Below are 25,552 nucleotides of genomic sequence, written 5' to 3'. Positions count from 1 at the left end.
ATACGGCACCGCGATGGGAATGTGACATGGTTAGCGAAGTTCCTTGAGCATTGCTAAGACGCGTGAAGCGACGGTTCGCCATGCGCATAGTCAGATTGGTGCGCTCAATGTGCGACGTGCTGACATGGTCTGGGTCGGGATCGCCCGCAACGCGCGTCTTGACTGCGCCACTGCAGACGGCCGGGCAATAACGACGACCCTCGCCGCGTGTCACACCTCGGCTGTCTCGTCCCTCGGATTCCGGCCATCTAGTTCCTGGCCCTTGGTTACAGCGCCTTCGAAGTGCTTGGGCGCTGTCGCTAAATCGCGATACCTGGCTCGCAATTAGCCGAAATTTTCCGGCGAAACCCAGCAGCAGAATGCCTCCACGGTTGAAGGCGTTCCGGCACGGCGCCTGGTGCGCCTAGGCGTGCGCTTGGATTACGCCATGACCAAACAATCTGCCCTAAGCGCCGAGTATCGCTATTTACTCCCTCGCGTGAGTGCGGAATACCGGCCAATGGGCTATCGCCTCGCGCAATTTGGTAAAAAGCTTGCCTTCGTTGCCGATGGCAGACCGGACTTGAACGGCAGCCCATCCAGCTTTCATCGTCCCACCGACATGGCAATGGCAGACGATAGCGTGCAACTGCCAATCCGATAGCTCGAAGTAGCGCTTGGCTTCGCCATACGTATCGTTCCTCAGCCCATCAGCGCACAACATCGGATCGGCGAAAGCGACGCTGAGCGCGGAGCCGATGGACTGGGCTTTGTCGCGCACGTCCAAGGCCATGTATTCGGTCCCGGGGAACGCGGCGAGGCACCGCTCGGGATTTCGCTCGAGCAGCATGGCCCAGCGTTCCAAGCGCTGGCGCCGCGTCATAACCGGAAAGGATACTTCCACTTCCGCGACCCCATGCAGTTCTGCAAGTGTCTGATGTTTCATGACCGTCTCCTGTTGGCGAGGCGCTCCGCCTGCAGCAACGCATAGGCCGAGGCAGCCTCAGTCGTCCCTATGCAGGCGAACCTGCAGTCCGTCGGGAAGTTCCATTGGCGAGAAAATTTTACAATGCGCCTGCGTTTCCTGCTCTGCGAGGCCTTGGACATTCAGCGCGACACCTAATGCGATGCTTGCACCAGCCCTCGCAGCAACGGGTAATCCTTCAGGGCCTTGTGAGGCGTAAGATCTAACTCAGCTGGCACGCAGCGAAGCTGTTCCTCATCGATCGCCTTTTCATGGCCCTAGATAAACGCTTTGATAGTGGTCGCCAGCTCAGGCCAGCCGCTCTGACGGCGTCCTCTTGCGATGCGCGAGGCGATTTGATGGGCGTGCAGATAATGAAGCCGCAACTCGTCCAACAGCGCTTTTTCAACAATTTCGTGGCACACGAGAAACGGTTCGAGCGCACGTCCTTGCCTCTCCATCTGATAGTGCGCGGCAGATGCCGATCGATGTAAATCTTTGTGCATCCCTGCTGTACCCAGCGATGTAGGGAATATCGAAGTCGTGACTAACCTTAACTCGCCGATAAGCGCAGAAACGACATCAGACAGGACGAGGTCGCTGATATCTTCAGAGCTATGACGGACCTCGTCGGCTCATTTCAAGTCCGCTCCTGGGTTTGCCAGTCGAAGCGCCCGCCACACGGGCGGGCGCCTGGCGACGATTTCTTACTTGTTGACGATAATGCGCTGCTTGTCTCGGTTTTGGGCGTAAGTTGCCTTGTCGTAGGCAGTCTGCGCCTCCAACTGGTCCTTGGTGAAATTCGTATAGAGGTAGCGGTTGCCGTTCTTGTCGGTCATGAACTTGAGGTTCTCCATACCGACGGCGACCTTCTTTTCGCCAATGCCCAGGAAGCCGCCTACATCAACGATTATCGAGTCGACCTTCTTGTCACCCGTCAGGATAACGTCGCCGATCTCGCCGACCTTCGCATCATCTGCGCCATAGACGTTGGTTCCGATCAGATTTGCTGCACTGATTTTGTCTGACGGCATTTCGGTCAAGGTCGTCTTATCGATCGAGGCCGTCGCAGTCGTATCGGTTTTGCCAGCAGCCGCTTGGGTGTCCGCCGTGTTGTTAGTCGGCTCGGCCGTCGAGGCTGCCGCGATATCGTAAGCCTTCGTATCGAAATTGGGCTGAGCCATAAGCTCATCCTTGGTCGTCTTTGCAACCAACCAGCGATCGCTCGCCTTGTTCACCCATTCAAGCTTGTTGAAATCATAGGCGACATTTTTTTCGCCCACGCCAAGGAAACCGCCGACGCCAATGACGACGAGTTTGGCGTTCCCGTCCTTGTCCAGGACGATGTCATTAACATCGCCGATCTTGGTCGCGTTATCGGCGTTGCTGTCATAGACTGCGGCTCCCATGATCTTGGAGACGAGCTTGCCATCAGTGACCGGGGCGACAACTTCCGTCTGAGCAGCGGGCTTGCTGGAATTTGCGGCGTGAGAACCTGCAGTGCAGAGCGCCGTCGACATGAGAGCGGCCGTCGCCGCCGTAGTTAGGATCTTCCGGATCATGGTGAAATTCCTCCTGTTGCCTTGACTGAGCGTCGCTATCCGCCGACGTCACTTCGACAACGAAAACAGCGGCCCTAAGTTCCGGGAGTGGGTCCATTGGTCCTACTCGCATAGACCTAAGGCTCATGCAGACCGTGATGCGGCATGGCATAGGGGTCGCGCGGCTATTTTCGGCAAGCGAGCCATTCCTTGGTCCGGCCGGCGGCATAACGTTCTAAAGGGTTTCGCACGAGCGCCCCATCCGTAAGATGGTTCTCAAATTTGGATCCGATCGCGACTGTGAGTTGGCCCTGATGGATAGTTCGCCAGCACTGTGTTCCAGCCGGACAAGACGCGCCTTTTTGGCATTCAGCTCATATCCGGAACGCCAGGATTTCCGGTTCGGTTTGGAGCTGGTACATAGCTCTGCCTGTGGCGATAAAATACTGAGCCGGACGGCTCAATCCGCTCGATTTCGAGGGCGCAAGCCACCGCATCGTCGACGCTGGCGAACTCGACCAAAGCTCCATCGCCCATGAGCTTGACGATGCGACCATGTCCGCCAAATCTGGCCTGGTGCAGAGCCGCCGCTGCTGCCCTCCATCTCGTGCTAAAATCAATCGTGCAGGCTCCCGTCATCGACGACGGAAAGATGGAGCAGGCTTACGCCATGCTCACCGGCAACCCCGTGTATTTGGCGCGCTGGTTCGCGCCTGATCGCCCCGAGGTCTAACTTGGCTCCACCTGTTTTGGTCCTAGGTCTGAAAAGGTCGCGACGGCGGCTCTGCAAGTGTGATGCGGTTGCCATCGGGGTCTGTGACCTGTGCGATCTTGCCGTAGTCACCCTCCGTTTCCCCCGCGAGCCTAGCACCGATTTCGTCGAGCGATTTACGGGCTTGATGCATTTTCGGTACGACAATGGTCAGCCTCCCGGAGCCTGCATGCTCCTGGTCGTGGAAGATCTGGATTCGCGCCGGCGATGTCGCGCCACTGGATCAGGCCCTCCATCGGACGATCATCCGGGCCTCGTTCGAAAAGCTGGGTATAGAATTGCTCTGCTTGGTCCATGTTTGCTGCGGCAAGGGCGGCGTAGATTGCTTGGATCTGCATTCGCTATCTCCCTTCTCAACTCAAAATGGGCAAGGGCGCGGTTCTGTTCCAAGATCAGGGCGGGTAGCGTGCGAGTCGCGCAGAGTACGTGTCAGTTCATCGTCAGCATTCCTGATCTTGGACAGCCTTCGGCGAGCCAAGAGGTGCTTCGCCCGCTGCTCAGCTAGAAGCGGCGGGTGTTGTCCGCGCTAGCCGCGCTATCACAGCCGCGTGCCGCTCGACGGCCATGCTATCAAACGAAAAGCGCGGTTCGGCACCGTCCGATCTTTCCGCAGTGCGCCATCAATCTGTTTCGCACAGAACGATCCGCAACCCTTAAGGTTGTCGCGATTGACCGTGGACTGGAAGCGCGTTGAGGGAAACTGGAAGCAGGTCAAAGGCAGGGCCAAGGAGCAGCGGGCCAAGCTCACCGATGACGATCTCGATCGCATCGCCGGCAAGTGCGACCAACTCGAAGGCAAGATTCCGGCAGGCGGTCATTGCCCGGGATGAAACCAGCTTTCGGAAACGTTGATGGAACAGGTAACGCTCGAGATTTGACGCCCAATACCGGCGGCAGTGAGCAAAGACCCCTTCGGCCAGCGCGACACCGCGCGCAAGACGCCAGGGAGATCGGAAATGTCCGCCGCCTACATCAACCGGATCGCGACAGCCATTCCTGAACACGAGGTTCATCAATTCTATCTGCGGTTCGCGGCTTCGATGCTCGCTGCCAATCGCCGGAGAGTCTTCGAACGCATGGCCGGGCTTGCCGGCATCGAGAGCCGCTATTCCTGCTTTGCACCCGCCATCGATCCCGAAGGACGATCTGTCGATCTCGCGGAGACTTTCCTCCGCGGCGATTTTCCGGGAACGGCAGCTCGAATGACGATGTTTCGCGAAGCCGCACCCGTCTTGGCACAAAAAGGCGTCGATGGATTGCAGCTCGGCGAAGATGCATCGCGCCTTACCCACCTAATTGTCACCACTTGCACCGGCTTTTCCGCGCCGGGGATCGACCTCGACCTGGTCGCGCGCTGCGCCCTGCCGGTCGGCATCGAACGGACGATGATTGGGTTCATGGGCTGCTACGCAGCAATCAATGGCCTCAAGCTTGCCCGCCATATCGTCCGCTCCGACCCGCGCGCGAAGGTCCTTCTGGTCAATATCGAACTCTGTACCTTGCATCTCAGCGAAACCACTGAACTGGAAAAGCTGCTGTCGTTCTGCCTTTGGGGCGATGGCTGCGCGGCCGCACTTGTCACCGGCGAGCCCCGCGGCATCGAGCTCGACAGCTTCTTTTGCGCAGTCGCGAACGAGCGGCGGGACCTGATAAGCTGGGATATCCGTGACCACGGCTTCGACATGGTTCTTTCCGGCCAGGTGCCGGCGGCGATCCATGACGCGCTGCTGAGCAACCAGAACGCCATCCTCGGCGGCCGTCCGCCGGACGCGATCGACCTCTGGGCCGTGCACCCCGGCGGACGTTCGGTTCTCGACGCTGTCGAAAGAGCATTGAAACTTTCGCCCGCCGCGCTGACGTCGTCGCGCGAGGTGCTGCGCCGATACGGCAACATGTCGTCGGCAACCGTGATGTTCGTGCTGCAAGAGCTGCTGAAGGCCCCGGCGGGCCTCCTCGGCTGCGGCATGTCGTTCGGACCTGGATTGACCGCCGAAACCATGCTCTTTCGAACAGTGTCATGAACGCGCTCAGCCACCGCAGCCTGGTCCCGGAAATCCTTGACGGGCTTGCGGCCGACGATCCGCGGGCGCTCACCTCGCGCCGCGATCTTCGTCGCATCAACGCGCTGATGTTCCAGGCGCGGATCATGGCGTCATTGCTGAAGAAATTCGTGCCGAAGCCGCCACGCCGCATTCTGGAGATCGGGGCCGGCGACGGCACCTTTATGCTCGCGGTGGCGCGGCGCATCGCTAGGCATTGGCCTCACGTCGAACTGACGCTGCTCGATCGCGTCGGCCTGGTCACCAACGAGCTCTCGACCGAATTCAAGAGGTTGGGATGGAGCGTCGAAGGTATCACGGCCGACGTCTTCGACTGGGCGGAAAGGGCCGAAGGCGGGCGCATCGACGCAATCACCGCGAATCTTTTCCTGCATCATTTCGACGACGCCGAGCTGGTGCGTCTGTTTTCGCTGCTGGCGCCGAAAGCCTCTCTGACCCTGGCGACCGAACCGCTAAGGGCAATGTTCGCGCTCGCCGCGGCCCGGCTTCTTCCGGCGATCGGCGCAAACGACGTCACCCGACATGATGCGGCCCAGAGCGTGCGCGCGGGCTTTCGCGACCGCGAGCTATCTGCTCTCTGGCTTGCGGCTAATGGCAAGCCGCTGAAGGAGGGGCGCGTCGGTCCCTTTTCGCACGTCTTCGTCGGCGCCAGCACCAATTCCGGTAGCGACCCATGACGGGATTGTCGACTTACGATGCGATCGTCATCGGCGCCGGACCGGCAGGCACCTGCGTCGCACTGACGTTGGCCCGGCGCGGATGGGCCGTGGCGATTGTGGAAAAGAGCGCGTTCCCGCGCCGCAAGGTCTGCGGCGAATACATCTCGGCAAGCAACATCGCGCTGCTCGACCGCCTGGAGGTCGGATGTGCCTGGCGTGCCAATGCCGGCCCCGAAATCCGCCGCGTCGGTTACTTTTCCGGTGAGACCTGCGTCGAGGCACCGATGCCGGGCGCAAAATATAAGCACCCTGCAAAAGACGGCTTTGGCCGGGCGCTGGGCCGTGACGTGCTGGACATTCTGCTCTTGCAGGCCGCGCGATCGGCGGGCGCCGCAATCTTCCAGCCTTGCCGAGCGGTCGCCATTGACCGGGATAGGGACATGCAAGCGGTGCGCATTCAGGCGAGGGATGAGCATTCCGAAGACGAGACGGCGACGTTGCGTGCGCCGGTGATCGTCGCCGCGCACGGCTCCTGGGAGCCGGGACCACTCTCAAGCCAGCTTGAGAAGGCGAGCCGCCCGTCGGACCTGCTCGGCTTCAAGGCGCATTTTACAGGCTCGTTGCTCGCGCCCGATCTGATGCCGCTGCTCGCCTTTCCCGGCGGCTATGGCGGCATGGTTTTGGCCGATCATGGCCGGCTGTCGATCTCGTGCTGCATAAGGCGCGACATGCTCGCGCGGCTGCGCAGGAACCATGGTTCCGGGCATGATGGCCCCAAACAGGATAGGCATGTGTCGGCCGCGGACGCGGTCTTCCGTCACCTCACGACGTCTTGCCGCGGCGTGAGCGATGCTCTGGATGGAGCCTACCTCGACGGTCCGTGGCTTGCCGCGGGTCCGATCCGGCCTGGCATCCGCTCCTGCTACGAACAGGATATCTTCCGCGTTGGCAATGCCGCAGGCGAGTCGCATCCGATCATCGCCGAAGGCATCTCAATGGCGCTCCAGTCCGGCTGGCTGCTGGCCACGGAGCTGGCGGACGCGCCAAGCGGCCGGGTAGGGCGCGAAGCTGCCGGCAGACGCTACCAAGCGGCTTGGAGAGGATTGTTTTCGACGCGGGTCTACGCAGCTGCAGTCCTCGCCGGATTGGCCCTCGGTCCAGCCGGCCCTGCCCTTATGGGAGCGGCTGTCCGCAATTTTCCGCAAGCCCTGACACTGGGCGCACAAATGAGCGGCAAGACGAGGCCGATCCCCGATCTTACATGACCGGCGCTCCAGCGCCCGCCTCCGCTCACCGTCCGCCGGAACCAGCGTGTTCGGTCGTGACAGCTCACCAAAAGCAAGGCCCTCGTTCCATGCGGGTCATTCCTCCGACGGTCCCGATCTCGGTGATCTGCTCTCTTGGGCAAGCACGAGCAAGGCTTCAACGTTACGGCAACGCCGGACATAAGCACAGCGATATCGTCTTCCCGCGCCATCGTGAGTTCGCCAGCCCTGTTCTGCAAGGTGACGCTAAGCTCCTTCAATCTCAATCGCACGTCGTCGTCCATGTCACTCCAACCATGTCTGATTGGCACAACGTGGCGTTAGAGAACCTGTTCCCACACGCGGAGCTGGTCACCGTGTGAGGCTGCGCCGCGACTGTTCTATCAGCGCCTCCGGGTAGCACCACCGCTGGCGCTACAGATCGCGAAATGTCGCGGAGCCCCTGATCCAAAGGCCCTTCAGGCCTGCGACTTCTTTGCCGCCGCCGCGCGATTCTGACCGGTGGGCGCGTCGGTCTTCGCGTCCTTCGAGTGGGCCGCTATCGCCGGCCCGGCGCCGGTCGCCTTGCGCATATCACCGGCGCGCGACTTTTCGGTTGGTTTTTGACGGCTAAGATCCGAGAACAACTTTCCAAAAAAACCCATTGCGTCCTCCTCGCCGCGTCGGCGGCTGTGTTTGAGAATGTTGCCTTTCCAAGCTCATTGTGACCAGCCTGAACGTGCAGCGCCAACAACGGTCATTCGGCTTGCGCAGCGGCGTTCACCGCCGTTTCGGCCAAGTCGGTCAGGGCGATATGTGTTTTCTTTCGCCCAGCGATCCTGACCCGAGATTTCGCTTACGCGTCGCGCAGTTGCAGTTCCTCATAAGAGCAACTCGCGACGATATCGCCATTCGAGTTCCGCGCTCTGACGGCCCAACCGACAGGCGCCTCCGCCCTTTCGAGGGCGTCGCGCCACAAATCCTCGGCCGACCTTTTAACCTCGTCCTCGACCGATTGATGGGTTGGCAGCGAAATTCCGGGCATCACCCTAATAACGCCCTTATCTTGATATTCGAACGTATAGACGTCCGAATCTTTTGCGGCGCTCCCGATAACGGGGCCATCGAATGCCACCACCTGCACCAAGAGCAGCTTGGCGGCTTCAACCAAGGCCGCGTCGTCCTTGCCTTCTTTGGGCTTCATGGTGACACTTATTGCTTCGCCCCCTTCGCCAACAAATTCGACGACGTCGTTCGGCGTCCGACGGTGCACGACAGTGTCTACGAGCTGCATAAGGGCCTCCTGAATGGTCAACGGAAGCAAGTTCCTAATCAGACAGATGTTCCCTTCGAAATAAAAAAATGCGGCGCCACTTTGCCATTTGTGTCGCATCATGCGTCGGCGGCCGCTCAAAAGGTCGAAATGCCCCAAGAGTCTATTCGACTTTGTCTAGACATCGCGAGATAAGACACACCCGCGGACCCCGGCGTGCCATAGTCCGGCGCCAGTGTAATGAAATACACCCCTTCGACCCTCTCAGGTGAATTCCGGGCAAAGGCTCCCGTAGCGCAGGATCTGGCGGAAGTCGGCCGGCCGAACAAGGGCTGCAGCTTGGCGCTGGTATCTCGGAACCGCTCCCGTTCCGGGGCGTTTACCGGACAAGCCGAGCACGTGCCGGCGGCTGGTGGCTGCGGTCAAACCCGCTGCTGAAATTCACCCTGAGAGCAACGAAAGGGAAGGCCATGGGCTTCTTTTCGAAGGACATAAAGACACTCGACGACCTCTTCGTGCACACGCTGCGGGACATCTATTACGCCGAAAAGCAGATCGAGAGGGCGTTGTCGAAGATGGTCGAGAAGGCAACCGATCCACAGTTGAAGGCGGGATTCGAAAAACACCTTGAACAGACCAAGGGTCATATTAAGCGCGTCGAGCAGGTGTTCGAATTGCATGGCATCAAGGCCAAGCAGGTCAACTGCCCGGCAATAGACGGCATCCTCGAAGAAGCAGACGACGTTAGCGGGGACGTTGACGACAAGGAGGTTCTAGACGCGGCGCTGATTGCGTCGGCGCAGGCGGTCGAGCACTACGAGATGACACGCTATGGCACGCTCATCGCGTGGGCCAAACAACTCGGCCGCAGCGACTGCGCCAATGTTCTGGCCAAGAACCTGAAGGAAGAACAGGCGACCGATCGCAAGCTTACCGAGATTGCGGAAAGCAAGATCAATTTGCAGGCAGCCGAATAGAGCATCGACCGGACGCCAGCCGGCCCAGCACGCGCCGGCTGGCGACTTGTGCACCCACTTGCCGGCGTAACGATCTGCCTCCCCTCCAAGCGGACCGCCGGCAAGGCAAGCATCAACACCATCGCCGTTCATGTCAGAGCTCGCTTTGGCGGCTCACGGGTTTCGTCGGGGTGGGGACGGGCAGTTAAGAGCGGAATCAGGTTCACGCACGTCCGGCGTCCAGGTTGGTGCGTATATCGGCGGGTCCTCAGACGGCTCTGGTTTGGGCGGCATGGCTATTCCGCGTTGTCGGTTGGGCGCGGTGTCTTATGCTTACCGGCCGTGCATCGCTCCGCCTATTTGAGAACGGATCGGCAGAAGGATTGACATTGCCGTTCGCTGCTCCGCCGTTTTAGGAACAACCGGAGCTTGTCTGGGATCATTGTCCATTAGACCTTTGCGCTCGATCTTGGCGCCGGACCTTTCTGGCTCCTTTAAGATTTCCTCAGGGTTTTGATGCTGGCCATTTTCACGATCTCCTGCAGGCCAACGACCTTTCAAAAGGAATGTTCCGTCAACGCGCGGAACTCCTTGGCGTCTGGTGTAGTTATCAATCATCACCTGGAGGTCGAAATGTCCGACAACGAAAACCATCGCGAGACTGGAGCAAGGAAGTACCCAGCCAGAACCGGACGGGATCCCTCGGACGCGTTTTCTCAGGACGCGGCCGGCAACAAGAAGCCGAAAGGCGGGGCCGGGCTCACGCGCCCAGTAGGAGACGTGGATGATAAGACACATCAGTCCGACGGTCAGGACCCACCACGCAGATAGCGCCGAGCAGTGGACGGCGAGATGCAATACCCCACCGGGTCTTCGAAAACCGAGCCGGAACAGCAAAGGCTCAGCGTCGAAGGGTGCGCCTATGAAGCTCCTCATATTTCTCGACGATCTAGCCTCGCATCGAAACGACGGCCTCCGCCCTGGACTTGCCAAACTTTTTAGACAACGCGCCGCGGTGTCGGCGGCGAACGTTTTGGAGTTTTACCCTGGGGGGCAGGGCAGTGGGAGCCAGGCCGTTCTGTATCCATTCGATATGTCAAGGCACGGATTGCCGAGCGATGTAATCCGCTTTCCAAGCAGCCGAAAATCCCCTGTCCGGGGTTCCCGGTGTCGCCGGTTACGCTCACCATCGTTAGATTGAAAGGGTCGGGTTCATGTCCGTCGTCCCGTACCTAAATGGCGGAAACGATGTTGACCCAACGAGAGCTGGGATGGATGCCGTGCAACTCACCTTGCGCGTTATCGAACACGGCCGCTATCCATTTTACCGCTCATTCCTGCTGTTGACCATCCTGGCTCTGTCCGCGTGTTCGTCTTCCGAACCTATCGAGCAGCAAGCAAAAATTGCGGCGTCGGCATCGCGGACGGCATCCTTGGTCGTGGCCATTTGGTCCGCTGGCGCCGCCCCTTCACATTATGCATCGGCCACATTGCAGTCGACGGCCGATACGCTGGCCGAAGCCGGTCGGCAGATCAAGTCTGACAATTCTCCTGAAACCCCCGAGCGGCGGGGCGTCATGGCAGCAGTCGGCCAGCTGACGGCCGGGGCAAGGCGCGCCCAGGCGGGCGTCGCGGTTGGCAACCCGCGGCAGGTGAGTGAGGGTCTCGAGGAACTTGAGGCAGCCGCAACGGACCTGGCAGCCGCCCGTGCCAGATACGTCGCGCCGAAATCATGAAGAAGCTGCTTGAAATCTCGCTCGGCATCGTCACCAGTGTTGGCGGTTTCCTCGAGGTTGGATCGATGGCGACAGCCGCGCAAGCCGGCGCCACGTTCGGCTTCCAGCTGATTTGGGCAATCCTCCTCGGCACCATCTGCATCATCTTTCTGGTCGAGATGGCCGGCCGATTCGCGGCGGTTAGCGGGCATACAATCACCGATGGAATCCGTGAGAGGTTCGGCTTCAAGGCCTTCCTCTGGCCGCTATTGGCCACCTTGCTGGTCAACTTCCTGGTGATGTCGGCAGAGATCGGTGGCGTCGCCATTGCGGGGGAGTTTGCTACAGGGCTTGGCTTTCAGTGGTGGGCTCTGCCGGTGGCGTTCCTGGCGTGGCTATTCCTCTGGAAAGGCACTTTCGGTTTCATCGAAAAGGGCGTTGCCATACTCGGGCTCGTCACCCTCTGCTTCGTAATCGCGGCGGTGATGCTGAAACCGGATTGGACACAGGTTGCTGCCGGCGCCATGCCCAGCCTGCCGGACCATGACGCGGCGAACTACTGGTTCATGGCTGTCAGCATTCTGGGCGCGTCGATATCGCCATACCTTTTCATGTTCTACTCCTCGGGCGCGGTCGAGGATCACTGGGACAAAACCTATCTCGGCACCAATCGCGCCATAGCGGGGCTTGGCATGAGTTTCGGTGGCACAATCTCGGTCGGCGTGCTGATCGTATCCGCGCTTGTGCTCGGGGCCCATGGCATAAACCAGGTCAACGACTATCATCAACTGCCATTGATGCTGATCCCGGTCTTCGGTTTTTGGGGATTTGTCCTGTTCGTGGCCTCGCTTGCCATAGCATGTTTCGGCGCGGCACTCGAAATCGGCTTGCAGCAGGCCTATCTCGTCGCGCAAGGCTTCGGATGGACGTGGGGCGAGGACCGAAAACCTCGCGATGACCCAGCCTTCTGCGGCGTCTATACGTTGTCGTTGCTCTTTGCCGCCATACCGATCACGCTCGGCCTCGACCCGCTGAAGCTCACCATTTTCTCCATGGCCGTGACGGCCGCCAGCCTGCCGCTGACGGTGGTCCCGTTCCTCTTCCTGCTCAACGATAAGCGGTATGTCGGCGAGCACCGCAATGGCATGATTTCGAACGCCGCTGTGATCTTGATCATCGCGCTCGGTTTCGTCCTTGCCGTGGTGGCCATTCCCTTGCAGATATTCGGAGGTTCGTGATGGATCTGCTGCGCGATCTACTGGACAAACAGGTCGTTGACCGCAACGGGGTCAAAATCGGCAAGGTGGATGGGATCACGGCCGAGTTGAGGCCGGACAGGCCGCCCAGGATTGTTGCGATAGAACTCGGGTCAATTACCCTGGCGCGCCGCCTTGGTTCACGGCCCGGACGCTGGATGGTGTGGCTCGCGGCAAAGCTTGGTGGCGAACGTCACGCCGAGCCCCACCGGATACCTTGGAAGAAGGTGCGCGACATCGGCGTCGACGTTAAGGCAGACCTTGACGTGCATCGGACGGCGATCTTCGATTGGCAGAACTGGCTGCGCGATCACGTCATCGGCCGCATCCCGGGAGCCTGAGGATGGTCACTGTAAACCTCGAACTTCTTGCGGGTCGACGGGTGTTATCGCTACGCGGCAGAAGCGTCGGTCACATAGAGGACATATGCGCGGAGCGTGACGGCGATGCTCTCGTGGTCACTGAATTCCATGTCGGCATTTTCGCTGTTTTCGAGCGGCTCTCTGCCTCGGGTATCGGCGCCGCGGTATTGGACCTGCTTGGTCTGCGCCATCGCGATTGCCTGTACCGCATTCCCTCGGACAAGCTCGATATTTCGGACCCAATCAGGCCACGGCTGCGATGCACCCTCGAGCAGCTTTCCGCCATGAAGGTCAAAATTGAAGGTACGCACGAGGCGCGGTCGTCCAAGAGCGCGTTGATGGTCACATGGAGCACAGCGTGGAAATTTGCTCTTGCGTTTTTCCTGTGCGCAAGCGCCAGCGCCGCCGTCTTGTGGTACATGTCAGCAGCGCGGCCACCGTTTTCGGAAAAGGATCGCCAGTTTGAAGGACCGGGCGATGTCGCGCGCGGTGAACTGGTCTTCGCCGAAGGTGATTGCTCGTCCTGCCACGCAACACCGGGACAGTCCGACCGCCTGAAGCTTGGAGGGGGTATGGCGCTCGCTTCACCGTTCGGGACCTTTCGGCCTCCCAACATTTCCGCGGATCCCGTGGATGGCATCGGGGCATGGACCGTCACCGACCTGGCAAACGCGCTTATTGGCGGGGTGTCCCCAGAACGGGACCATTACTATCCGGCCTTTCCCTATACGAGCTTCACGGGCATGACGGCTGCAGATGTCAGGGATCTCTACGCCTATCTCAGGACGCTTCCGAAGGTAAAGGGGCGCGCCCCACCGCATCAGCCTGCGATCCTGTTCAGCATCCGACGGTCCGTCGGAATTTGGAAAATGATGTTCTTTCGACAAGGCTCAACTCCGGCGCATCTCGACGGAGATCCTGTGCATGATCGAGGCGCATATCTCGTCGAGACCATTTCACACTGCGCCGAGTGCCACTCCACTCGCAATGCTGCTGGGGCAATCAAAACAGACACTCGCTTTGCCGGTGGTATCGATCCCCAAGGTACGGGTTTCGTCCCGAACATCACGCAGGAAAAATTGCACGATTGGACGGAAAACGATATCGCCACAATGCTTCAAACCGGCGAGACGCCCAACCACGGTCGTGTGGGATCATCCATGGCCGATGTCGTCGCCAATACAGCAATGCTTTCCGAACGCGATCGTCAGGCGATGGCACGTTATATCAAAGCCCTTCCGCCAATTCCCACGCCTCACCCGTGAGGCAGTCGCGAGAAATTTGAAGCGGCTGTTCACACGAGCAGGTCTCACCGGGATCGCGGGTCAGTGCGCGTAGAGGTACGCAACGAGGTCTTTGGCTTCCTGCGACGAGATACCTGTTGCCGGCATCGCTGTCCGCGGAGAAAAGCCCCGGGGGGAAACGATCCATGCGACGAGGTTGTCGGAATTGTTTTCAAGCACGCCGCCTATGTAGACGCGCTTTGACAATCCGGTCAGCGGCGCGCCGACCTGGCCGTCCGCGCCGGGAATGCCGGGGATCGTGTGGCAACCGGAGCAACCGTAACGGCGAAAGATTTCTGGAGCGCGTCCGGGATCGCCGCCTGAGATAGTTTTGGCTAGGGCCGCCTGGGTGCGCTTCTCGCGCGTGACGTTGACGGCGACAAACGCGACCGATACAGCCACCAGGCCTGCAGCAATCAAGACGGCGCGGGCAATTGGCGGCGCAAACGAGTCAGGCATTTTGCGTCCTTCTTCCGCTTGAACCACGAATCCAGAGCGCCAGCATCGTCATTGCCGCGGCCGCATAGATCGTGCCGGCTGGCACCCACATGATCATGCCCGCCAGTTGCTGGTCCCCCAACGGGGTCAGCCCCCAGGCCATCGCAGTTTGGGTTTGCGCGACGTAGAGTACCCGGGGAGCGAGCGCCATCAAGGCACCCAGAACGCTGGTGTGGATCATCGTTGCAAACAGATGCCAGGCCGAGGCACCGTAATGGCTTCGCCAGACAATCGCCCACCAGAACAGCATCGCTGTCGCAAAGAAGCATAGATGCTGAATTCGATGCAAAGCGATGTTGGTCACGGCCGCGTCGAACATCACCGGCACGTGCCATGCCCAGATAGCCAGGCCATGGATGATGGTTGCTTTTGTGGCACTGGAGCACCAATCCCATGGCCCGCGGATCAGCGGTGTACGCATCAGCGATCCGGCGATGCGTCGGCCTCCTGCGGGTAGTCCCCACAGCAGGCTACCTGCTGGCCGCGCAAGCACGATCAAGGGTGCCGACACGGCCATGACAATCTCGTGCTCGATCATATGAAAGGTAAAAAGATGTTCGCCCAGCCAATGAAGCGGCGACAGCAGCGCTGCCGCCAATGTCAGCACGCCACAGGAATAGAGCAGAACGCGGATAAGCATGCCGCTCGGCCGGCGGCTTCGTTTCGCCAGCCTTGCGGCGCCCACGCCGTAAAGCGCGGCAAGCGTCGCAATGGGCAGGACGATCCAAGGATCGAATGTCCAGGGAAGCCAAGACCCATGCGGCTCGTCACCGTGAGCCATCGCCGGGCTAGCGATTATCAAAGAAAGCAGCGCGCAGATCAGCGTTGGCATGGGTCCAGCAGCATCGTCGCCGCTCCCTGCAATGACAGCGCGAAAACAAAGGCCAGCGCAATGAGAAAACCGGCATTGACGAGAAATCGCTCAGTCCTGGTCAACCCCGTCAACGTGGCCCGCGAGCCGGCGAGGCCAACAATCGAAACCACAAGTAGGAAGCAACTGGCAAGCGCTGTCCAGGGGACATCCTGCTGGCAGTCCTCATAAGGCGTGATTTGCCCCAGCTGTGTGCTCAGAGCCCACGCCAAGAGGGGAATAACAAGTGCGATGTATCGGAGCCGATTTGCTGTCATAGCCGTGGCACCCAATAGAGGCAGGCATACATCGGCAACCACGTAGCGACCACGAAGTTCCAGTACATCGTATTGTCACTGACATCTCCGTAGCGTCGTGGGTTATCGCCATGGCGTGAGAACATCAGACACGTCAGTACCAGCGTCTCGATCAGATCGGTCAGTATGTGCGTGGTGTGAAGGCCGAGCATGACCCAGACGATCGAGCCGTAGGCGTTTTGATCCCACCTGATGTGCATGGCCGGAAATTCGAAGGCGCGCAGGATCAGCGGTGCTATCCCCAGCAAGGACATGACGATGAGGCCGACGCGAACCTTCAGCAGGTCTTGCTTTCGCGCCCAGCGGGCGAGGAAGATGTTGGGAACAAGGCTTGCCAGGAGTAGCGCTGTCAGGGTTGTCCCGGCGAGCAGGTCAGGCGGTCCGGCCTCCAGCGGCCAGCGTGGTGCCAGGCTCATGAGATAGAGATAGACGACGACCGAAAGCGCAAAGCCTGTTCCCTCAATGAGCATGAAGGCGAGCGTGCCCCACCAGGATTGGCTCGCAGTGCCGAGGCCATGCGGCGGAAGCTCTGCCAGGTCGAGGACGACGTTGTCTTTCATGAATCATCCTCCGGCACGCCCTTTGGCCAGAACCAGCCAATCAGCGCGATCGCGATAGGTATCGAACCCCATACGACCGCCCAGGGGCTGAATATCGACCAGATCAACGCCACCGTTGTGGCCAGCGCCGCCCATAGCGGCCAGATCGAATCGCCGGACGATGACTCCCGCGCTTCCGGCGCCGCTTCAACCACGCTGGTGATCAACAATTCCCGACGGTCGACGCGCAGGCCGATAGCGGCGGGAAGCAACGCGTCGTCATGTATCGGCTCAAGGCTATCCACCAGCGGTAGCTTGGCGAAGTTATAGGCCGGCGGTGGCGACGTTGTCGCCCATTCAAGCGTGGTGGCCCCCCAGGGATTGGCCGAGGCGGTGGCGCCTGCTCTGGCGCTGCGTATCGCATCGATGAAAAACAGAAGGAAACCGGCTGCAAGAATGATCGCGCTGAGGCTGATGAACATGTTCAGGCCGGACCATGGCATTTCTGGCTGGTAGGTATAGATGCGGCGCGGCATGCCGCGCAGTCCAAGAATATGCATGGGGAAAAAGGTCAGGTTGAAGCCGGTAAAGATCAGACCGAATACCCAGCGCCCTGTTGTCTCGTTCATCATGCGGCCCGTTAGCTTGGGAAACCAGTAGTAAATCGCGCCAAGCAGGGGAAACACCGCGCCGCCGACCAGGACATAATGAAAATGGGCGACGACGAAATATGTGTCGTGCACCTGGGTATCGAACGGCACGGACGCCACCATGACGCCAGTCATGCCGCCTATGACGAAAATTACGATGAAGCCTAAGACGAACAGAAACGGCGTCTTGAAGATCGGCTTTCCCGCCCACATCGTCGCAAGCCAGCAGAAAATCTGCAGCCCGGCCGGAACCGCGATCGCCATGCTTGAGGCGGTGAAGAAACTTTCGCCGAGCCGCGGCAGGCCGGCGACGAACATATGATGCACCCAGAGCCCGAACGCCAGAACGCCGGTGGCGACCAGCGCCATTACCATACCCAGATAACCGAACACGGGGCTGCGCGTGAATGTGGCGACAATGGTCGATACCATGCCCACCGCCGGCAGGAAGATGATGTAGACTTCCGGATGGCCGAAGAACCAGAACAGATGCTGCCACAACAGCACGTCGCCGCCTTCCGCCGGGTTGAAAAAGTGTGTTCCAACGAGCCGGTCGAGGATAAGCGACGTGCTCGCGATCATGATCGCGGGCATGGCGAGGATGACGAGAAACGATGTGACCAGCATCGACCACACGAACAACGGGATCCGGTCGAGCGACATTCCAGGTGCGCGTTGCTTGAACACGGTCACCACGATTTCGACGGCGACGGCGAGCGCGGAAACTTCGGTGAAGGTGATCATCTGCGCCCATATGTCGGTCCGCTTTCCAGCCGCGTATTGAGGCCCTGCGAGCGGCACGTAGGCGAACCATCCGACATCTGGGCCGGTATCGATCGCGAATGCGATCCACAGCAACAGGCCACCCGCAAGATAGATCCAGTAGGAAAACGCATTGAGGCGCGGGAAGGCGATGTTTCGGGTGCCCACCATCAACGGCACGAGGTAAATCGCCATCGCCTGCATAACCGGCACGGCAAACAAGAACATCATGTTAGTGCCGTGCACGGTGAAAATCTGATTGTAGCGGTCGGGCCCGATGAAGCGGGCCTCGGGTTGGGCCAGCTGCAAGCGCATCAGCAAGGACAACAGCCCGCCCAGCGCCAGGAAAACAAAGGCCGTGGTGATGTAGCGCCGCCCGATGATTTTGTGGTCCACCGTCGAGAGAGCACCCACGAGGCCCGGCGGTGTGGCCCACGTCGCCGCTAGGCGCCGCTCAAGTTCGGCAGCCTCGAATGCCGTGTCACGGGAATCGCGGTCGTCCTCGGGCGTCATTTCAGGCTTTCCATGTAGGCGGAGATGTTCTGCAGTTCGGCGCTGGTCAGTGGGACTATTGGCATATTGTTGCCGGGTTTGAGCGTCTGTGGATCGGCAATCCAGGCGGCGAGCGAACCGCGGGTGGTTTCCATGAGCCCGGCAACGATCGTCTGCCGGCTTCCTATATGTGTCAGGTCAGGCCCGGTCGTGCCGCTGGCGGAGGTGCCCCGCACCGTGTGGCAGGCAGCACAGGGCTTTGCCAGAAAGATTGCCTGTCCCGCTCTCGCGTCCGGATCGGCAGACGTTGCGGCATTGCCAGATTGTGCGGCCGCCCAGCGCTCATAGTCCGCGGGCGGCTCGGCAACGACCATGATTGCCATGTGGCTATGTTGCAGGCCGCAGAATTCGGCGCATTGCCCGCGATAGACGCCAGGCTTTTCCGCGCGCAACAGCAAATCGTTCGAGCGTCCGGGCACCAGATCCTGCTTTCCCGCGAGGCTAGGCACCCAGAACGAATGAATGACATCACTGCTCTCAAGCTTGAGGTGCACATCCTTTCCAACAGGAATGTGGATTTCGTTGGCCGTCTGGAAGCCCGGGGTCGAACCCGAGCTGGCATAGAAGACCTGCCACCACCACTGCTGTCCCCTGACCGTTACGGTAGGGGCGGCGTCTTCAGGAACGCCAATGTTGCGCGTGGTATAGAAACTAGCGATCGTAAAACCGGCGATGATGAGTGCGGTCGCCACCACCGCGGCACTCACCATCGTTGTCAGCCGCTTCTCGGAAGTTGGTTTTTCCGCTGACCCGGGGCGCCTTCTCAGCACGGCCACGGCAAGTACAACCATCACCAGGACCCAGATCGCCGTACAGATGATGACTATGGCCAGGATCAGATGTTCGATGTGGACGGCGGGCGCGCCATTTGGATCGAGCGCCGACTGATTGCCGCTGCAGCCGGAAGCCAAGGCCACCATCAATATCGGCATGGCGCGGGCGAGTCTCAAGGCGAGGGTCCCTGGTCAAAGTGAGCGCCGGTGGGTCCCTCATCGAACATGATGATTGCTGGACCGCGATTCTCCGCCGGGCGGCTGTGCTTGTCATCGTTGCGACTGGGGGCCGCCACTTTCGGCGTATAGGAGCCGATCGTTTGCACATATCCGGCGAGCTGCCATATCTGCTCGATCGTCATTTTGTCCCGAAAAGACGGCATGCCGTGTGGCCGGCCGTCCCGGATGGAAGCGACGATGGAAACCATCTCAGGCCCGTAAAGCCACCAGCCGTCAAGAAAGCTCGGGCCGACACCGCCCCGCCCGTCGCCGTGGCAGTCGGGGCATCCAAACCACGAATAGAGACGCTTGCCCTGGCTAAGATTATAAGCGTCCGCTTCGTAAGGCTTGCCGAGCGCGAAGTAACTCTGCGGCGGCGTTCCGCTGATGCCGTTGTGCATAAGCCGAAACTGGTCAAGGTCGGCCGCGGCAGGGGGGTCGAGACGAAGCTCTCTCGGTTGGCGGAGCCAACCGAGCAGGCCGCCCGCACATATGAAGAGCAAAAGCCCCCCGGCCACCAATGCGAGCTTCAAATTTTCGACTACCCTCTCCGACACGGGGGCCTCTTCCCACAAGGGGGTCAACTATCTGGAGTTAACTGCGATCGGCTAAGCCGGACTGGCAACAGCTTGTATGAAGGCGTCTTCGACTTCGGGTCGTGGTGGGCCAGGGGGAAGAGCGGGTTTGCCTCTGGATAGTAGGCGCCGCAACATCCCTTCGGGATATTGTACGAAACGATCCTCAATCCTGAGATCATGCGCACGGTGGTCTCATCGATGGCCGTTGTGAGATCGACCGTCTCGCCGTTCGCGAAACCCAGGCGCTCAATGTCATTAGGGTTCATGAAGACGATCTGGCGGGTACCATTGACCCCACGAAACCGATCGCTGTAGCCATAGATTGTGGTGTTGAACTGATCGTTGGAGCGAAGTGTTGCGAGATGCAGGACATCCTTGCTCCGCGCTGTCGACAATTCCGGAAACAGCCTATTAGGAGTGATAAAATTTGCTTTCCCGCTTTGCGTTACCCATTTGCGTTCGCGTGCCGGCAGCGGCCTGGCGAACCCACCGGGCTTGAAAAGCCGCTTGTTGAAGTCCTTGAACGTTTCAGGGTAAGTGCGCTCTATGGCGTTGCGGATCTCCGCATAGTTGCCGACCCAAGTGTCCCATGGAACCTTTGTCTGACCGAGCGTGGCTTTGGCGATGCCGGCGACGATGGCTGGCTCCGACAAAAGTTCAGCGCTTGCGGGCCTTGTCTTGCCGCGTGAGCCATGGAAATGGGCTATCGAGCTTTCCACTGAGACGGCCTGTGGGCCGGTCGTCTGCTCATCGACCTCGATGCGTCCCAGGCAAGGCAGCAGGTACGCGATCTCCCCATGCAGGACGTGGCTGCGGTTGAGCTTGGTTGCTATCTGAACGCTCAGCCGCAGTTTGCGCCATCCCTCCTCCATGGCGGCGGTCTCGGGTACCGCTTTCAGAAAGTTCCCGCCCAGGCTGATAAATGCGCGGGACTGGCCGTTCATGATTGCTTCGCACGTCTCGACCGTCGAGCGCCCGGTCCAGCGAGGTGGCTCGAACTCATAGAGCTCGGCGAGCTTGTCGAGTGGCGCCAGGCCGGGCTTCTCCGTGATCCCAACAGTCCGTTGTCCCTGAACGTTGGAATGACCTCGGACGGCACAGATATTTGCTCCGGGCTTGCCAATATTGCCGCGCAGGAGCGCAAGATTGCACACCATATGAACATTCTGGACGCCCATCAGGTGCTGGGTCAGGCCCATGCCATAGACCATCAGGACGGAATTCGCTTTCGCGTAGGTCGCCGCTGCCCGCATCATCTGATTGCGAGTGAGCCCCGAAACACGTTCCAGTTCGCCCCACTGGTGTGTTCGTGCGGCCTGAGCGAATTCGTCGTATCCGGCCGTATGTTCCTTGATGAAGTCATGATCGAGCACGTGTTTTTTGTCGGCGGAGGCCATTGAGGCTGCGAAGGCGACCATGGCCGCGTTATCAGGGTCCTTCGGTTTGCCGTCATCTCCCGCGACGGCGCTCAGACCGGATGCCTTCAGGGCATCGTCTGCTTCGATCAGCGCCTTGCAAACGCCGAACAATGCGGCGATGTCGCCGCCATTGTTCACCTGATAGTACTCCGACGAGATTTTCGTCTCTTTGCCGGTGAGCATCTGGGACGGGGACTGCGGATTGGCGAAGCGCTCCAGTCCGCGTTCCCGCAGCAGGTTGAACGTGACGATCTTCACCCCTCGATCTACGGCATCCTGAAGATCATGCAGCAGGCGAGGCGACGACGTTCCGACATTCTGGGCGATGTAGAAAATGCAATCGGTGTTTTCGAAATCCGAAAGGATTGCGGTGCCAACAGACGCGCCGATACTCTCGGGAAGCGCGACCGAAGAGCTTTCGTGGCACATGTTGGAGCTGTCAGGCAAATTGTTGCTGCCGTACATGCGGGCAAACAACTGGTACATGTAGCTCGTTTCGAGCGAAGCGCGGCCGGAGGTGTAGAGGTCGACCTGGCGCGGATCCAGAGCGCGCAGTTCTCTGCCGATCTCGTCGAATGCGTCGATCCAACTCACCGGGACATATTTGTCGGTGGCTGGGTCCCAGCGCATTGGATTGGTCAGCCGGCCTTCTTCCTCGAGGTTGTGATCCGGCCACCGCTCCAGGTCGCTCAGCGTATGCCTGGCGAAGAATGCAGGGTCAGCCCTTCGGGAGGTGATTTCCCAAGCCGTCGCCTTGGCACCGTTTTCGCAGAATTCTAACGGGTGCGGTTGGGAAGGTTTCGCCCATGCGCAGCTAACGCACATGTAGCCTTCGGGCTTGTTCTGAACCGAAAGCAGTTTCGGCCCTTTTAAAGGGACGTGTTCTCTGGTGATAATCGAGGCGACGGATTTCGCCGACCCCCAGCCACCGGCCGGCCCGCTGTAGGGTTTGATGGTGGCCGACTTTGTTTTCGGTGTCATTTTTATGCCTCACCGCACCACAACGCGAGACCTCACTTGGTCTCACCCAGATTGACGCGATACCCGCCGGCAAGTGAGCGACATTCGAAAGCAAACTGGATTGATCCAGCTGTTGATCAGTCTGCCGAGACCGCCCTCATAGAACTAGCGATTTGGCAGACGGTTCCACGCCGGATCGGCTTGTTAGGTCCCTTCTTCCTAATTGACGCCTTCAGGGTTGATCGGCGCTCCTGTGTGCACATTTCTCCCGTTTATCAGGACACGCCCCCCGGTGCGGGACCCGGCCCGGTAGACGGGCACGCCAGCGGGGGCGGGCAATGGAGGTACCGTGATCGCCATGGCCGCGTTTACACTGCTCGGTGCCCGGAAGGGTACGACCAGCCGAGGCGCGGATGATGGTCACGCGTCCCTGAGATTGCATCTCTAATGCTACGTTCGTGCCCTTGGCTCGTTCGGCAGCCGGCGCGCGCAACCAGGGCGGGCGGAGCGGGCGGGAAAATTACCACCTTCCAAACTTTCAAATCCGCAAACGTCTATTTCGAATGAAAGCGGCCTGCCGATATCATTTTTTAAAGACTCAAGGGGCAGGCGGAGTCATCTTGCCAGCGTCCAATGCACTTTTCGGCGAGAAGAAACCCATGTTGTTTCCTGGTCAAGTCGTCATGTCCGACAAACTGGAGATGCTCGCCCGCGTCTGTCGGACAGCCTGCGCAGAAAATGGTGTTGCACTTAGCAGCCCGCAGGCACAGACAATCGCACGCCATATCCTTAAGCTTTTCCTCAACGGCCTTGAAGGCGAGGACGAGCTAGTGAGCGCTGAGCGAAACCGCATGAAAAGGCAAGCTCGCATCCAACATTGAAGCAGTCACGTGAGTCGCATCACGGCTAGCCTCGCATCGGAGAGGGATGCGCGTCGAGTGCAGGGCTGGTTAGCCTGCTGGGCGCGCCAAAGGCCGGAGGCCCGGAAGTCCGCTAATCGTCCGAGATCAGTCGATAGCGAAACCGGTCCCGGATGTGGTCATTGAAGAAGCGGCCTTTCGCGAAGGCGTTTCGGAATGAGGTGTAGACCTTCACAGGGACACCCTCGTAGTCATAGTGCTTGCCGCTCGCAACGAACCACAGGGAGAGAACCTCGCTGTCGGGATCGTATTCGCTTCTGCGGATCGACGTCGAAGGCATAGTGCAACCCTATACGAGCGCCATCGGCATGTAGCGGATGATAACCTTGTCCTGCCGAAATCTTCGTTCGAGTTCCACGCGGCGATCGCGCCAGTCCGCCAGATCGATTTCCTGCGTCATCACCTCGAAGATGACGATGTCGTCTCTGTCGGATTCCGTGCCTTGCTGCCACAGGCCCTCTGCAGGCGCCTGCAGATAAGCCGTAACGCCTTTAAAACGACTTGCCAGTTCCTCCTTGACCCGATCGAAATCTTCCCGCGGGAAAGGCTGGCCGCCGGTGTCGGCTCGGGGAAGCAGGATTTGAACAAGGTGCATGCGGCCACTCGCTGAATGACAGTCAACGCTTACGAAGTCGACGGCGTTCCATTGTGCAAGAGGTGGGCCTCGCTCAGACATCCACTGAGAGCAAGGCTTGAGTGCTACGCCTACCGCATCAGCCCCGCCGCGCGCAGAGCATCCTCAATCACCTCCTTTACAGCTCGAGCTTGCGGTCCTTGCAAGTCATTTAGAGCCGGTTCCGCAGGCTTGGCCTTCGCCGGTTCCTTAGGCCCTGCCCGAAGATGAGATGTTGGTTGCGTCGTTTCGACCCTTGGCGTAACTGACCGTGGCGAAGCGGATCTAGCGCTCGCGTCGTCGGAATCGCCGAGACCCCAGAACCGCGCTATCTCCCGGGTTGAAGAGATACCGACGTCAAGCATGTAAGGGCCGGCATTGCCGAGGCCGTCGCCAACGGGCGTACCGTGGCCCATCCCTGCAATGATATTTACCTCGATCTTCGCTTCTCCAGCCTCGTCAACCCAGACCTGCCTGCTTCGTCCACGCTCGCTCGTCGAATGGGTCGGCGCCTTGTCGAGTTTGTGCGCGCCGCGCCACTGCGCAGCAATGGACTCCGCGTTAACGGATGCCACAGTGCGATCGGCGGACCCCTGCCAGATCGAAAGCCTTGGCCAGTGCCCATTGTTCTTGGAGGCTTTCCGGAGAAGCCGCTGCAATTCTTGGTCGGACGGGCCACCGTGGCCGCGCATGAGATCAAACGCTTCGGGAACGGTTGTCGCGCATCCGAAGGGCAGGCCGGCAATGATGCCGCCGCCGGCGAACACTTCAGGATAGTTGGCGAGCATCGCCGCGGCCATGGCCCCGCCGGCCGAAAGACCGGTAACGAATACCTGCTGTCGGTCCAGGCGGTGGAGAATGATCATCGTCTCGACCATCTGCCGGATCGAAAGGACCTCGCCATGATCGCGCGCAGTGTCTGTAGGCAGGAACCAGTTGAAGCAGAGGTTCGGGTTGTTGGCGCGTTGCTGTTCGGGATAGAGGAGCGCGAAACCGGTCTCGTCGGCGAGTTGGACCACCCGGAGTGGGAGTCGTAGCCGGCGGCGTTCTGGGTGCAACCGTGCAGTACGACGACGAGCGGCGCGGCATCCGGGAGGTCAACTGGCCGATAGTATCGTGCCTGCAACGCGCCGGGGTTGGAGCCGAAATTATCGAGGAGGGAGAGGCGATCGGCGGATGTGAAAGAGATGGGATGCATATTATGTTGCACGCGTAGCGCCCTGAGGCGGGCGATCGTATCGGAAATTCTTCGCATGTGGCCCGTCCTTTCGACGCCCGGCGTTGAAGGGCGTGAGATGTAACGCGCTCGCACCAATATCGTTGCTGCACTGCACAATAACAGGACGTCGTGGCGCTACCTACCTCCCAGTGCCGCGACGGCACTGGCGATGAAAGCCCCGATGATGAGAGATAGCTCACCCAACAAGGAGAAGGTCGCGCCGACTTTTCGAGCCGTGTCGGCAGCCTTCTGCGGGGGGAATGTTCGCCTGCTCCACTTGGGCGAGCGGCATCGACCCGGGCCATACCGTCCGCCCAGGAAAGGTCTGTGCGCGCTGCGACGACTTGGCCAAGGTAGGTTTTATCGGCCGCGGAGACCTCGCCGACGGCTGAGCTTGCAACAAGGATGTGCGAGGCTTGCGCGGCAGCAGCGGCGTCACCTTCGGCCCCTGGTGCCGCCAGCCTCACGGGATCGCTTGGCCGGAACAGCGCGTCCACAAAATATTCAGTTGCATCGGAGCCGCCACCGCCTCTCGCATTTGTGGTGCAGCTGCGAGACCACGCGCCTTAACCAGAGCCGGATCAGCGAGACGAATAAGGCTATCCAGACGCTTGCCGCCA

The 25,552-nt window shown here is 60.0% G+C and carries 25 protein-coding genes and 3 pseudogenes; 10 read left to right on the top strand and 18 right to left on the bottom strand.

Features of this window, described 5'->3' with window-relative positions; all coding sequences use genetic code 11:
• Positions 1–46: 46 nt before the first annotated feature.
• The 5 genes and pseudogenes from ACWTU9_RS22330 to ACWTU9_RS22310 all read right to left on the bottom strand — a co-directional run.
• Positions 47–193: pseudogene (locus tag ACWTU9_RS22330) on the bottom strand (IS1 family transposase); the annotation flags it as partial.
• 273 nt (positions 194–466) lie between these two features.
• The gene (locus ACWTU9_RS22325) at positions 467–925 is read right to left on the bottom strand and encodes a hypothetical protein (RefSeq protein ID WP_455860168.1); all 459 of its coding nucleotides are present in this window, start codon (positions 923–925) and stop codon (positions 467–469) included.
• 296 nt (positions 926–1,221) lie between these two features.
• Positions 1,222–1,449: a hypothetical protein gene (locus tag ACWTU9_RS22320; protein WP_455860167.1), complete on the bottom strand. Its 228-nt coding sequence runs from the start codon at positions 1,447–1,449 to the stop codon at positions 1,222–1,224.
• Between the two features lie 201 nt (positions 1,450–1,650).
• Positions 1,651–2,505, bottom strand: a complete 855-nt coding sequence (locus ACWTU9_RS22315) for a PRC-barrel domain-containing protein (protein ID WP_455860166.1) — start codon at positions 2,503–2,505, stop codon at positions 1,651–1,653.
• 867 nt (positions 2,506–3,372) lie between these two features.
• Positions 3,373–3,594 (bottom strand): hypothetical protein, encoded by a 222-nt coding sequence (locus ACWTU9_RS22310; RefSeq protein ID WP_455860165.1) that lies wholly within the window; start codon positions 3,592–3,594, stop codon positions 3,373–3,375.
• 336 nt (positions 3,595–3,930) lie between these two features.
• Here ACWTU9_RS22310 and ACWTU9_RS22305 point away from each other — a divergent pair.
• From ACWTU9_RS22305 to ACWTU9_RS22290, 4 genes and pseudogenes are all read left to right on the top strand, one after another.
• A pseudogene (locus ACWTU9_RS22305) lies at positions 3,931–4,059 on the top strand (CsbD family protein); the annotation flags it as partial.
• A gap of 153 nt (positions 4,060–4,212) precedes the next feature.
• The gene (locus ACWTU9_RS22300) at positions 4,213–5,277 is read left to right on the top strand and encodes a type III polyketide synthase (protein WP_455860164.1); all 1,065 of its coding nucleotides are present in this window, start codon (positions 4,213–4,215) and stop codon (positions 5,275–5,277) included.
• Positions 5,274–5,993 (top strand): methyltransferase domain-containing protein, encoded by a 720-nt coding sequence (locus tag ACWTU9_RS22295; RefSeq protein ID WP_455860163.1) that lies wholly within the window; start codon positions 5,274–5,276, stop codon positions 5,991–5,993. The genes ACWTU9_RS22300 and ACWTU9_RS22295 overlap by 4 nt, the downstream gene beginning before the upstream one ends.
• Positions 5,990–7,240 carry an NAD(P)/FAD-dependent oxidoreductase gene (locus ACWTU9_RS22290; RefSeq protein ID WP_455860162.1) on the top strand — a complete coding sequence of 417 codons (1,251 nt, stop codon included), beginning with the start codon at positions 5,990–5,992 and terminating at the stop codon, positions 7,238–7,240. The genes ACWTU9_RS22295 and ACWTU9_RS22290 overlap by 4 nt, the downstream gene beginning before the upstream one ends.
• A gap of 458 nt (positions 7,241–7,698) precedes the next feature.
• Here the strand turns inward: ACWTU9_RS22290 and ACWTU9_RS22285 are convergent, their stop codons facing one another.
• Positions 7,699–7,884, bottom strand: coding sequence for a hypothetical protein (locus ACWTU9_RS22285; RefSeq protein ID WP_455860161.1), 186 nt, complete (start codon positions 7,882–7,884; stop codon positions 7,699–7,701).
• 191 nt (positions 7,885–8,075) lie between these two features.
• Positions 8,076–8,513 (bottom strand): DUF6894 family protein, encoded by a 438-nt coding sequence (locus ACWTU9_RS22280; protein ID WP_455860160.1) that lies wholly within the window; start codon positions 8,511–8,513, stop codon positions 8,076–8,078.
• Positions 8,514–8,962: 449 nt separating this feature from the next.
• Between ACWTU9_RS22280 and ACWTU9_RS22275 the strand changes: the two genes are divergently transcribed.
• Positions 8,963–9,469 carry a YciE/YciF ferroxidase family protein gene (locus tag ACWTU9_RS22275; RefSeq protein ID WP_455860159.1) on the top strand — a complete coding sequence of 169 codons (507 nt, stop codon included), beginning with the start codon at positions 8,963–8,965 and terminating at the stop codon, positions 9,467–9,469.
• 312 nt (positions 9,470–9,781) lie between these two features.
• Here the strand turns inward: ACWTU9_RS22275 and ACWTU9_RS22270 are convergent, their stop codons facing one another.
• Positions 9,782–10,102, bottom strand: a complete 321-nt coding sequence (locus tag ACWTU9_RS22270; protein WP_455860158.1) for a hypothetical protein — start codon at positions 10,100–10,102, stop codon at positions 9,782–9,784.
• Between the two features lie 617 nt (positions 10,103–10,719).
• Between ACWTU9_RS22270 and ACWTU9_RS22265 the strand changes: the two genes are divergently transcribed.
• The 4 genes from ACWTU9_RS22265 (at position 10,720) to ACWTU9_RS22250 (ending at position 14,046) form a co-directional block, all read left to right on the top strand.
• Entirely contained in the window at positions 10,720–11,184 is a 465-nt protein-coding gene (locus ACWTU9_RS22265; protein ID WP_455860157.1) for a hypothetical protein, read from the top strand.
• Positions 11,181–12,401, top strand: a complete 1,221-nt coding sequence (locus ACWTU9_RS22260; protein WP_455860156.1) for an Nramp family divalent metal transporter — start codon at positions 11,181–11,183, stop codon at positions 12,399–12,401. The genes ACWTU9_RS22265 and ACWTU9_RS22260 overlap by 4 nt, the downstream gene beginning before the upstream one ends.
• Positions 12,401–12,760, top strand: coding sequence for a PRC-barrel domain-containing protein (locus tag ACWTU9_RS22255; protein WP_455860155.1), 360 nt, complete (start codon positions 12,401–12,403; stop codon positions 12,758–12,760). The genes ACWTU9_RS22260 and ACWTU9_RS22255 overlap by 1 nt, the downstream gene beginning before the upstream one ends.
• Positions 12,761–13,200: 440 nt before the next feature.
• On the top strand, positions 13,201–14,046 hold the full coding sequence (locus ACWTU9_RS22250) for a c-type cytochrome (protein ID WP_455860285.1): 846 nt from the start codon (positions 13,201–13,203) through the stop codon (positions 14,044–14,046).
• 60 nt (positions 14,047–14,106) lie between these two features.
• Here the strand turns inward: ACWTU9_RS22250 and ACWTU9_RS22245 are convergent, their stop codons facing one another.
• From ACWTU9_RS22245 to ACWTU9_RS22215, 7 genes are all read right to left on the bottom strand, one after another.
• Positions 14,107–14,550 (bottom strand): c-type cytochrome, encoded by a 444-nt coding sequence (locus ACWTU9_RS22245; RefSeq protein WP_455860154.1) that lies wholly within the window; start codon positions 14,548–14,550, stop codon positions 14,107–14,109.
• Positions 14,516–15,394: a cytochrome c oxidase assembly protein gene (locus ACWTU9_RS22240; RefSeq protein WP_455860153.1), complete on the bottom strand. Its 879-nt coding sequence runs from the start codon at positions 15,392–15,394 to the stop codon at positions 14,516–14,518. Before ACWTU9_RS22240 ends, ACWTU9_RS22245 begins: the two co-directional genes overlap by 35 nt.
• A 292-nt stretch (positions 15,395–15,686) precedes the next feature.
• Positions 15,687–16,289: a cytochrome c oxidase subunit 3 gene (locus ACWTU9_RS22235; RefSeq protein ID WP_455860152.1), complete on the bottom strand. Its 603-nt coding sequence runs from the start codon at positions 16,287–16,289 to the stop codon at positions 15,687–15,689.
• A complete protein-coding gene (ctaD, locus tag ACWTU9_RS22230; RefSeq protein ID WP_455860151.1) occupies positions 16,286–18,193 on the bottom strand; it encodes a cytochrome c oxidase subunit I in 1,908 nt (635 codons plus the stop codon). Before ctaD ends, ACWTU9_RS22235 begins: the two co-directional genes overlap by 4 nt.
• Positions 18,190–19,164: a cytochrome c oxidase subunit II gene (coxB, locus tag ACWTU9_RS22225; RefSeq protein ID WP_455860284.1), complete on the bottom strand. Its 975-nt coding sequence runs from the start codon at positions 19,162–19,164 to the stop codon at positions 18,190–18,192. Before coxB ends, ctaD begins: the two co-directional genes overlap by 4 nt.
• A 14-nt stretch (positions 19,165–19,178) precedes the next feature.
• Positions 19,179–19,757 (bottom strand): c-type cytochrome, encoded by a 579-nt coding sequence (locus tag ACWTU9_RS22220; RefSeq protein ID WP_455860150.1) that lies wholly within the window; start codon positions 19,755–19,757, stop codon positions 19,179–19,181.
• Between the two features lie 47 nt (positions 19,758–19,804).
• Positions 19,805–22,201 carry an FdhF/YdeP family oxidoreductase gene (locus tag ACWTU9_RS22215; RefSeq protein WP_455860149.1) on the bottom strand — a complete coding sequence of 799 codons (2,397 nt, stop codon included), beginning with the start codon at positions 22,199–22,201 and terminating at the stop codon, positions 19,805–19,807.
• A 443-nt stretch (positions 22,202–22,644) separates the two neighbouring features.
• Between ACWTU9_RS22215 and ACWTU9_RS22210 the strand changes: the two genes are divergently transcribed.
• Positions 22,645–23,061, top strand: a complete 417-nt coding sequence (locus ACWTU9_RS22210; RefSeq protein WP_455860148.1) for a hypothetical protein — start codon at positions 22,645–22,647, stop codon at positions 23,059–23,061.
• Positions 23,062–23,173: 112 nt separating this feature from the next.
• On the opposite strand, the gene ACWTU9_RS22205 is transcribed toward ACWTU9_RS22210, so the two are convergent.
• The 3 genes and pseudogenes from ACWTU9_RS22205 to ACWTU9_RS22195 all read right to left on the bottom strand — a co-directional run bounded on the left by ACWTU9_RS22205 (position 23,174) and on the right by ACWTU9_RS22195 (position 24,968).
• A complete protein-coding gene (locus ACWTU9_RS22205; protein ID WP_455860147.1) occupies positions 23,174–23,380 on the bottom strand; it encodes a KTSC domain-containing protein in 207 nt (68 codons plus the stop codon).
• A gap of 9 nt (positions 23,381–23,389) precedes the next feature.
• Entirely contained in the window at positions 23,390–23,695 is a 306-nt protein-coding gene (locus ACWTU9_RS22200) for a hypothetical protein (RefSeq protein WP_455860146.1), read from the bottom strand.
• A gap of 110 nt (positions 23,696–23,805) precedes the next feature.
• A pseudogene (locus ACWTU9_RS22195) lies at positions 23,806–24,968 on the bottom strand (extracellular catalytic domain type 1 short-chain-length polyhydroxyalkanoate depolymerase).
• Between the last annotated feature and the right edge of the window lie 584 nt (positions 24,969–25,552).

The organism is Mesorhizobium sp. 128a (assembly GCF_053848025.1).
Note: the sequence above shows the minus strand (reverse complement) of the source record. Positions and strands in the feature narration are given on the sequence as shown.

Excerpts from the sequence above, each read along its gene's own strand:
- ACWTU9_RS22205 (WP_455860147.1), bottom strand. The coding sequence starts at position 23,380 with ATGCCTTCGACGTCGATCCGCAGAAGCGAATACGATCCCGACAGCGAG.
- ACWTU9_RS22320 (WP_455860167.1), bottom strand. The coding sequence starts at position 1,449 with ATGCACAAAGATTTACATCGATCGGCATCTGCCGCGCACTATCAGATG.
- ACWTU9_RS22265 (WP_455860157.1), top strand. The coding sequence starts at position 10,720 with ATGGATGCCGTGCAACTCACCTTGCGCGTTATCGAACACGGCCGCTAT.
- ACWTU9_RS22310 (WP_455860165.1), bottom strand. The coding sequence starts at position 3,594 with ATGCAGATCCAAGCAATCTACGCCGCCCTTGCCGCAGCAAACATGGAC.
- ACWTU9_RS22275 (WP_455860159.1), top strand. The coding sequence starts at position 8,963 with ATGGGCTTCTTTTCGAAGGACATAAAGACACTCGACGACCTCTTCGTG.
- ACWTU9_RS22240 (WP_455860153.1), bottom strand. The coding sequence starts at position 15,394 with ATGCCAACGCTGATCTGCGCGCTGCTTTCTTTGATAATCGCTAGCCCG.
- ACWTU9_RS22290 (WP_455860162.1), top strand. The coding sequence starts at position 5,990 with ATGACGGGATTGTCGACTTACGATGCGATCGTCATCGGCGCCGGACCG.
- ACWTU9_RS22260 (WP_455860156.1), top strand. The coding sequence starts at position 11,181 with ATGAAGAAGCTGCTTGAAATCTCGCTCGGCATCGTCACCAGTGTTGGC.
- ctaD (WP_455860151.1), bottom strand. The coding sequence starts at position 18,193 with ATGACGCCCGAGGACGACCGCGATTCCCGTGACACGGCATTCGAGGCT.
- ACWTU9_RS22235 (WP_455860152.1), bottom strand. The coding sequence starts at position 16,289 with ATGAAAGACAACGTCGTCCTCGACCTGGCAGAGCTTCCGCCGCATGGC.
- ACWTU9_RS22270 (WP_455860158.1), bottom strand. The coding sequence starts at position 10,102 with ATGGTTTTCGTTGTCGGACATTTCGACCTCCAGGTGATGATTGATAAC.
- coxB (WP_455860284.1), bottom strand. The coding sequence starts at position 19,164 with ATGCCGATATTGATGGTGGCCTTGGCTTCCGGCTGCAGCGGCAATCAG.
- ACWTU9_RS22325 (WP_455860168.1), bottom strand. The coding sequence starts at position 925 with ATGAAACATCAGACACTTGCAGAACTGCATGGGGTCGCGGAAGTGGAA.
- ACWTU9_RS22300 (WP_455860164.1), top strand. The coding sequence starts at position 4,213 with ATGTCCGCCGCCTACATCAACCGGATCGCGACAGCCATTCCTGAACAC.
- ACWTU9_RS22200 (WP_455860146.1), bottom strand. The coding sequence starts at position 23,695 with ATGCACCTTGTTCAAATCCTGCTTCCCCGAGCCGACACCGGCGGCCAG.
- ACWTU9_RS22295 (WP_455860163.1), top strand. The coding sequence starts at position 5,274 with ATGAACGCGCTCAGCCACCGCAGCCTGGTCCCGGAAATCCTTGACGGG.
- ACWTU9_RS22315 (WP_455860166.1), bottom strand. The coding sequence starts at position 2,505 with ATGATCCGGAAGATCCTAACTACGGCGGCGACGGCCGCTCTCATGTCG.
- ACWTU9_RS22255 (WP_455860155.1), top strand. The coding sequence starts at position 12,401 with ATGGATCTGCTGCGCGATCTACTGGACAAACAGGTCGTTGACCGCAAC.
- ACWTU9_RS22215 (WP_455860149.1), bottom strand. The coding sequence starts at position 22,201 with ATGACACCGAAAACAAAGTCGGCCACCATCAAACCCTACAGCGGGCCG.
- ACWTU9_RS22250 (WP_455860285.1), top strand. The coding sequence starts at position 13,201 with ATGTCAGCAGCGCGGCCACCGTTTTCGGAAAAGGATCGCCAGTTTGAA.
- ACWTU9_RS22280 (WP_455860160.1), bottom strand. The coding sequence starts at position 8,513 with ATGCAGCTCGTAGACACTGTCGTGCACCGTCGGACGCCGAACGACGTC.
- ACWTU9_RS22285 (WP_455860161.1), bottom strand. The coding sequence starts at position 7,884 with ATGGGTTTTTTTGGAAAGTTGTTCTCGGATCTTAGCCGTCAAAAACCA.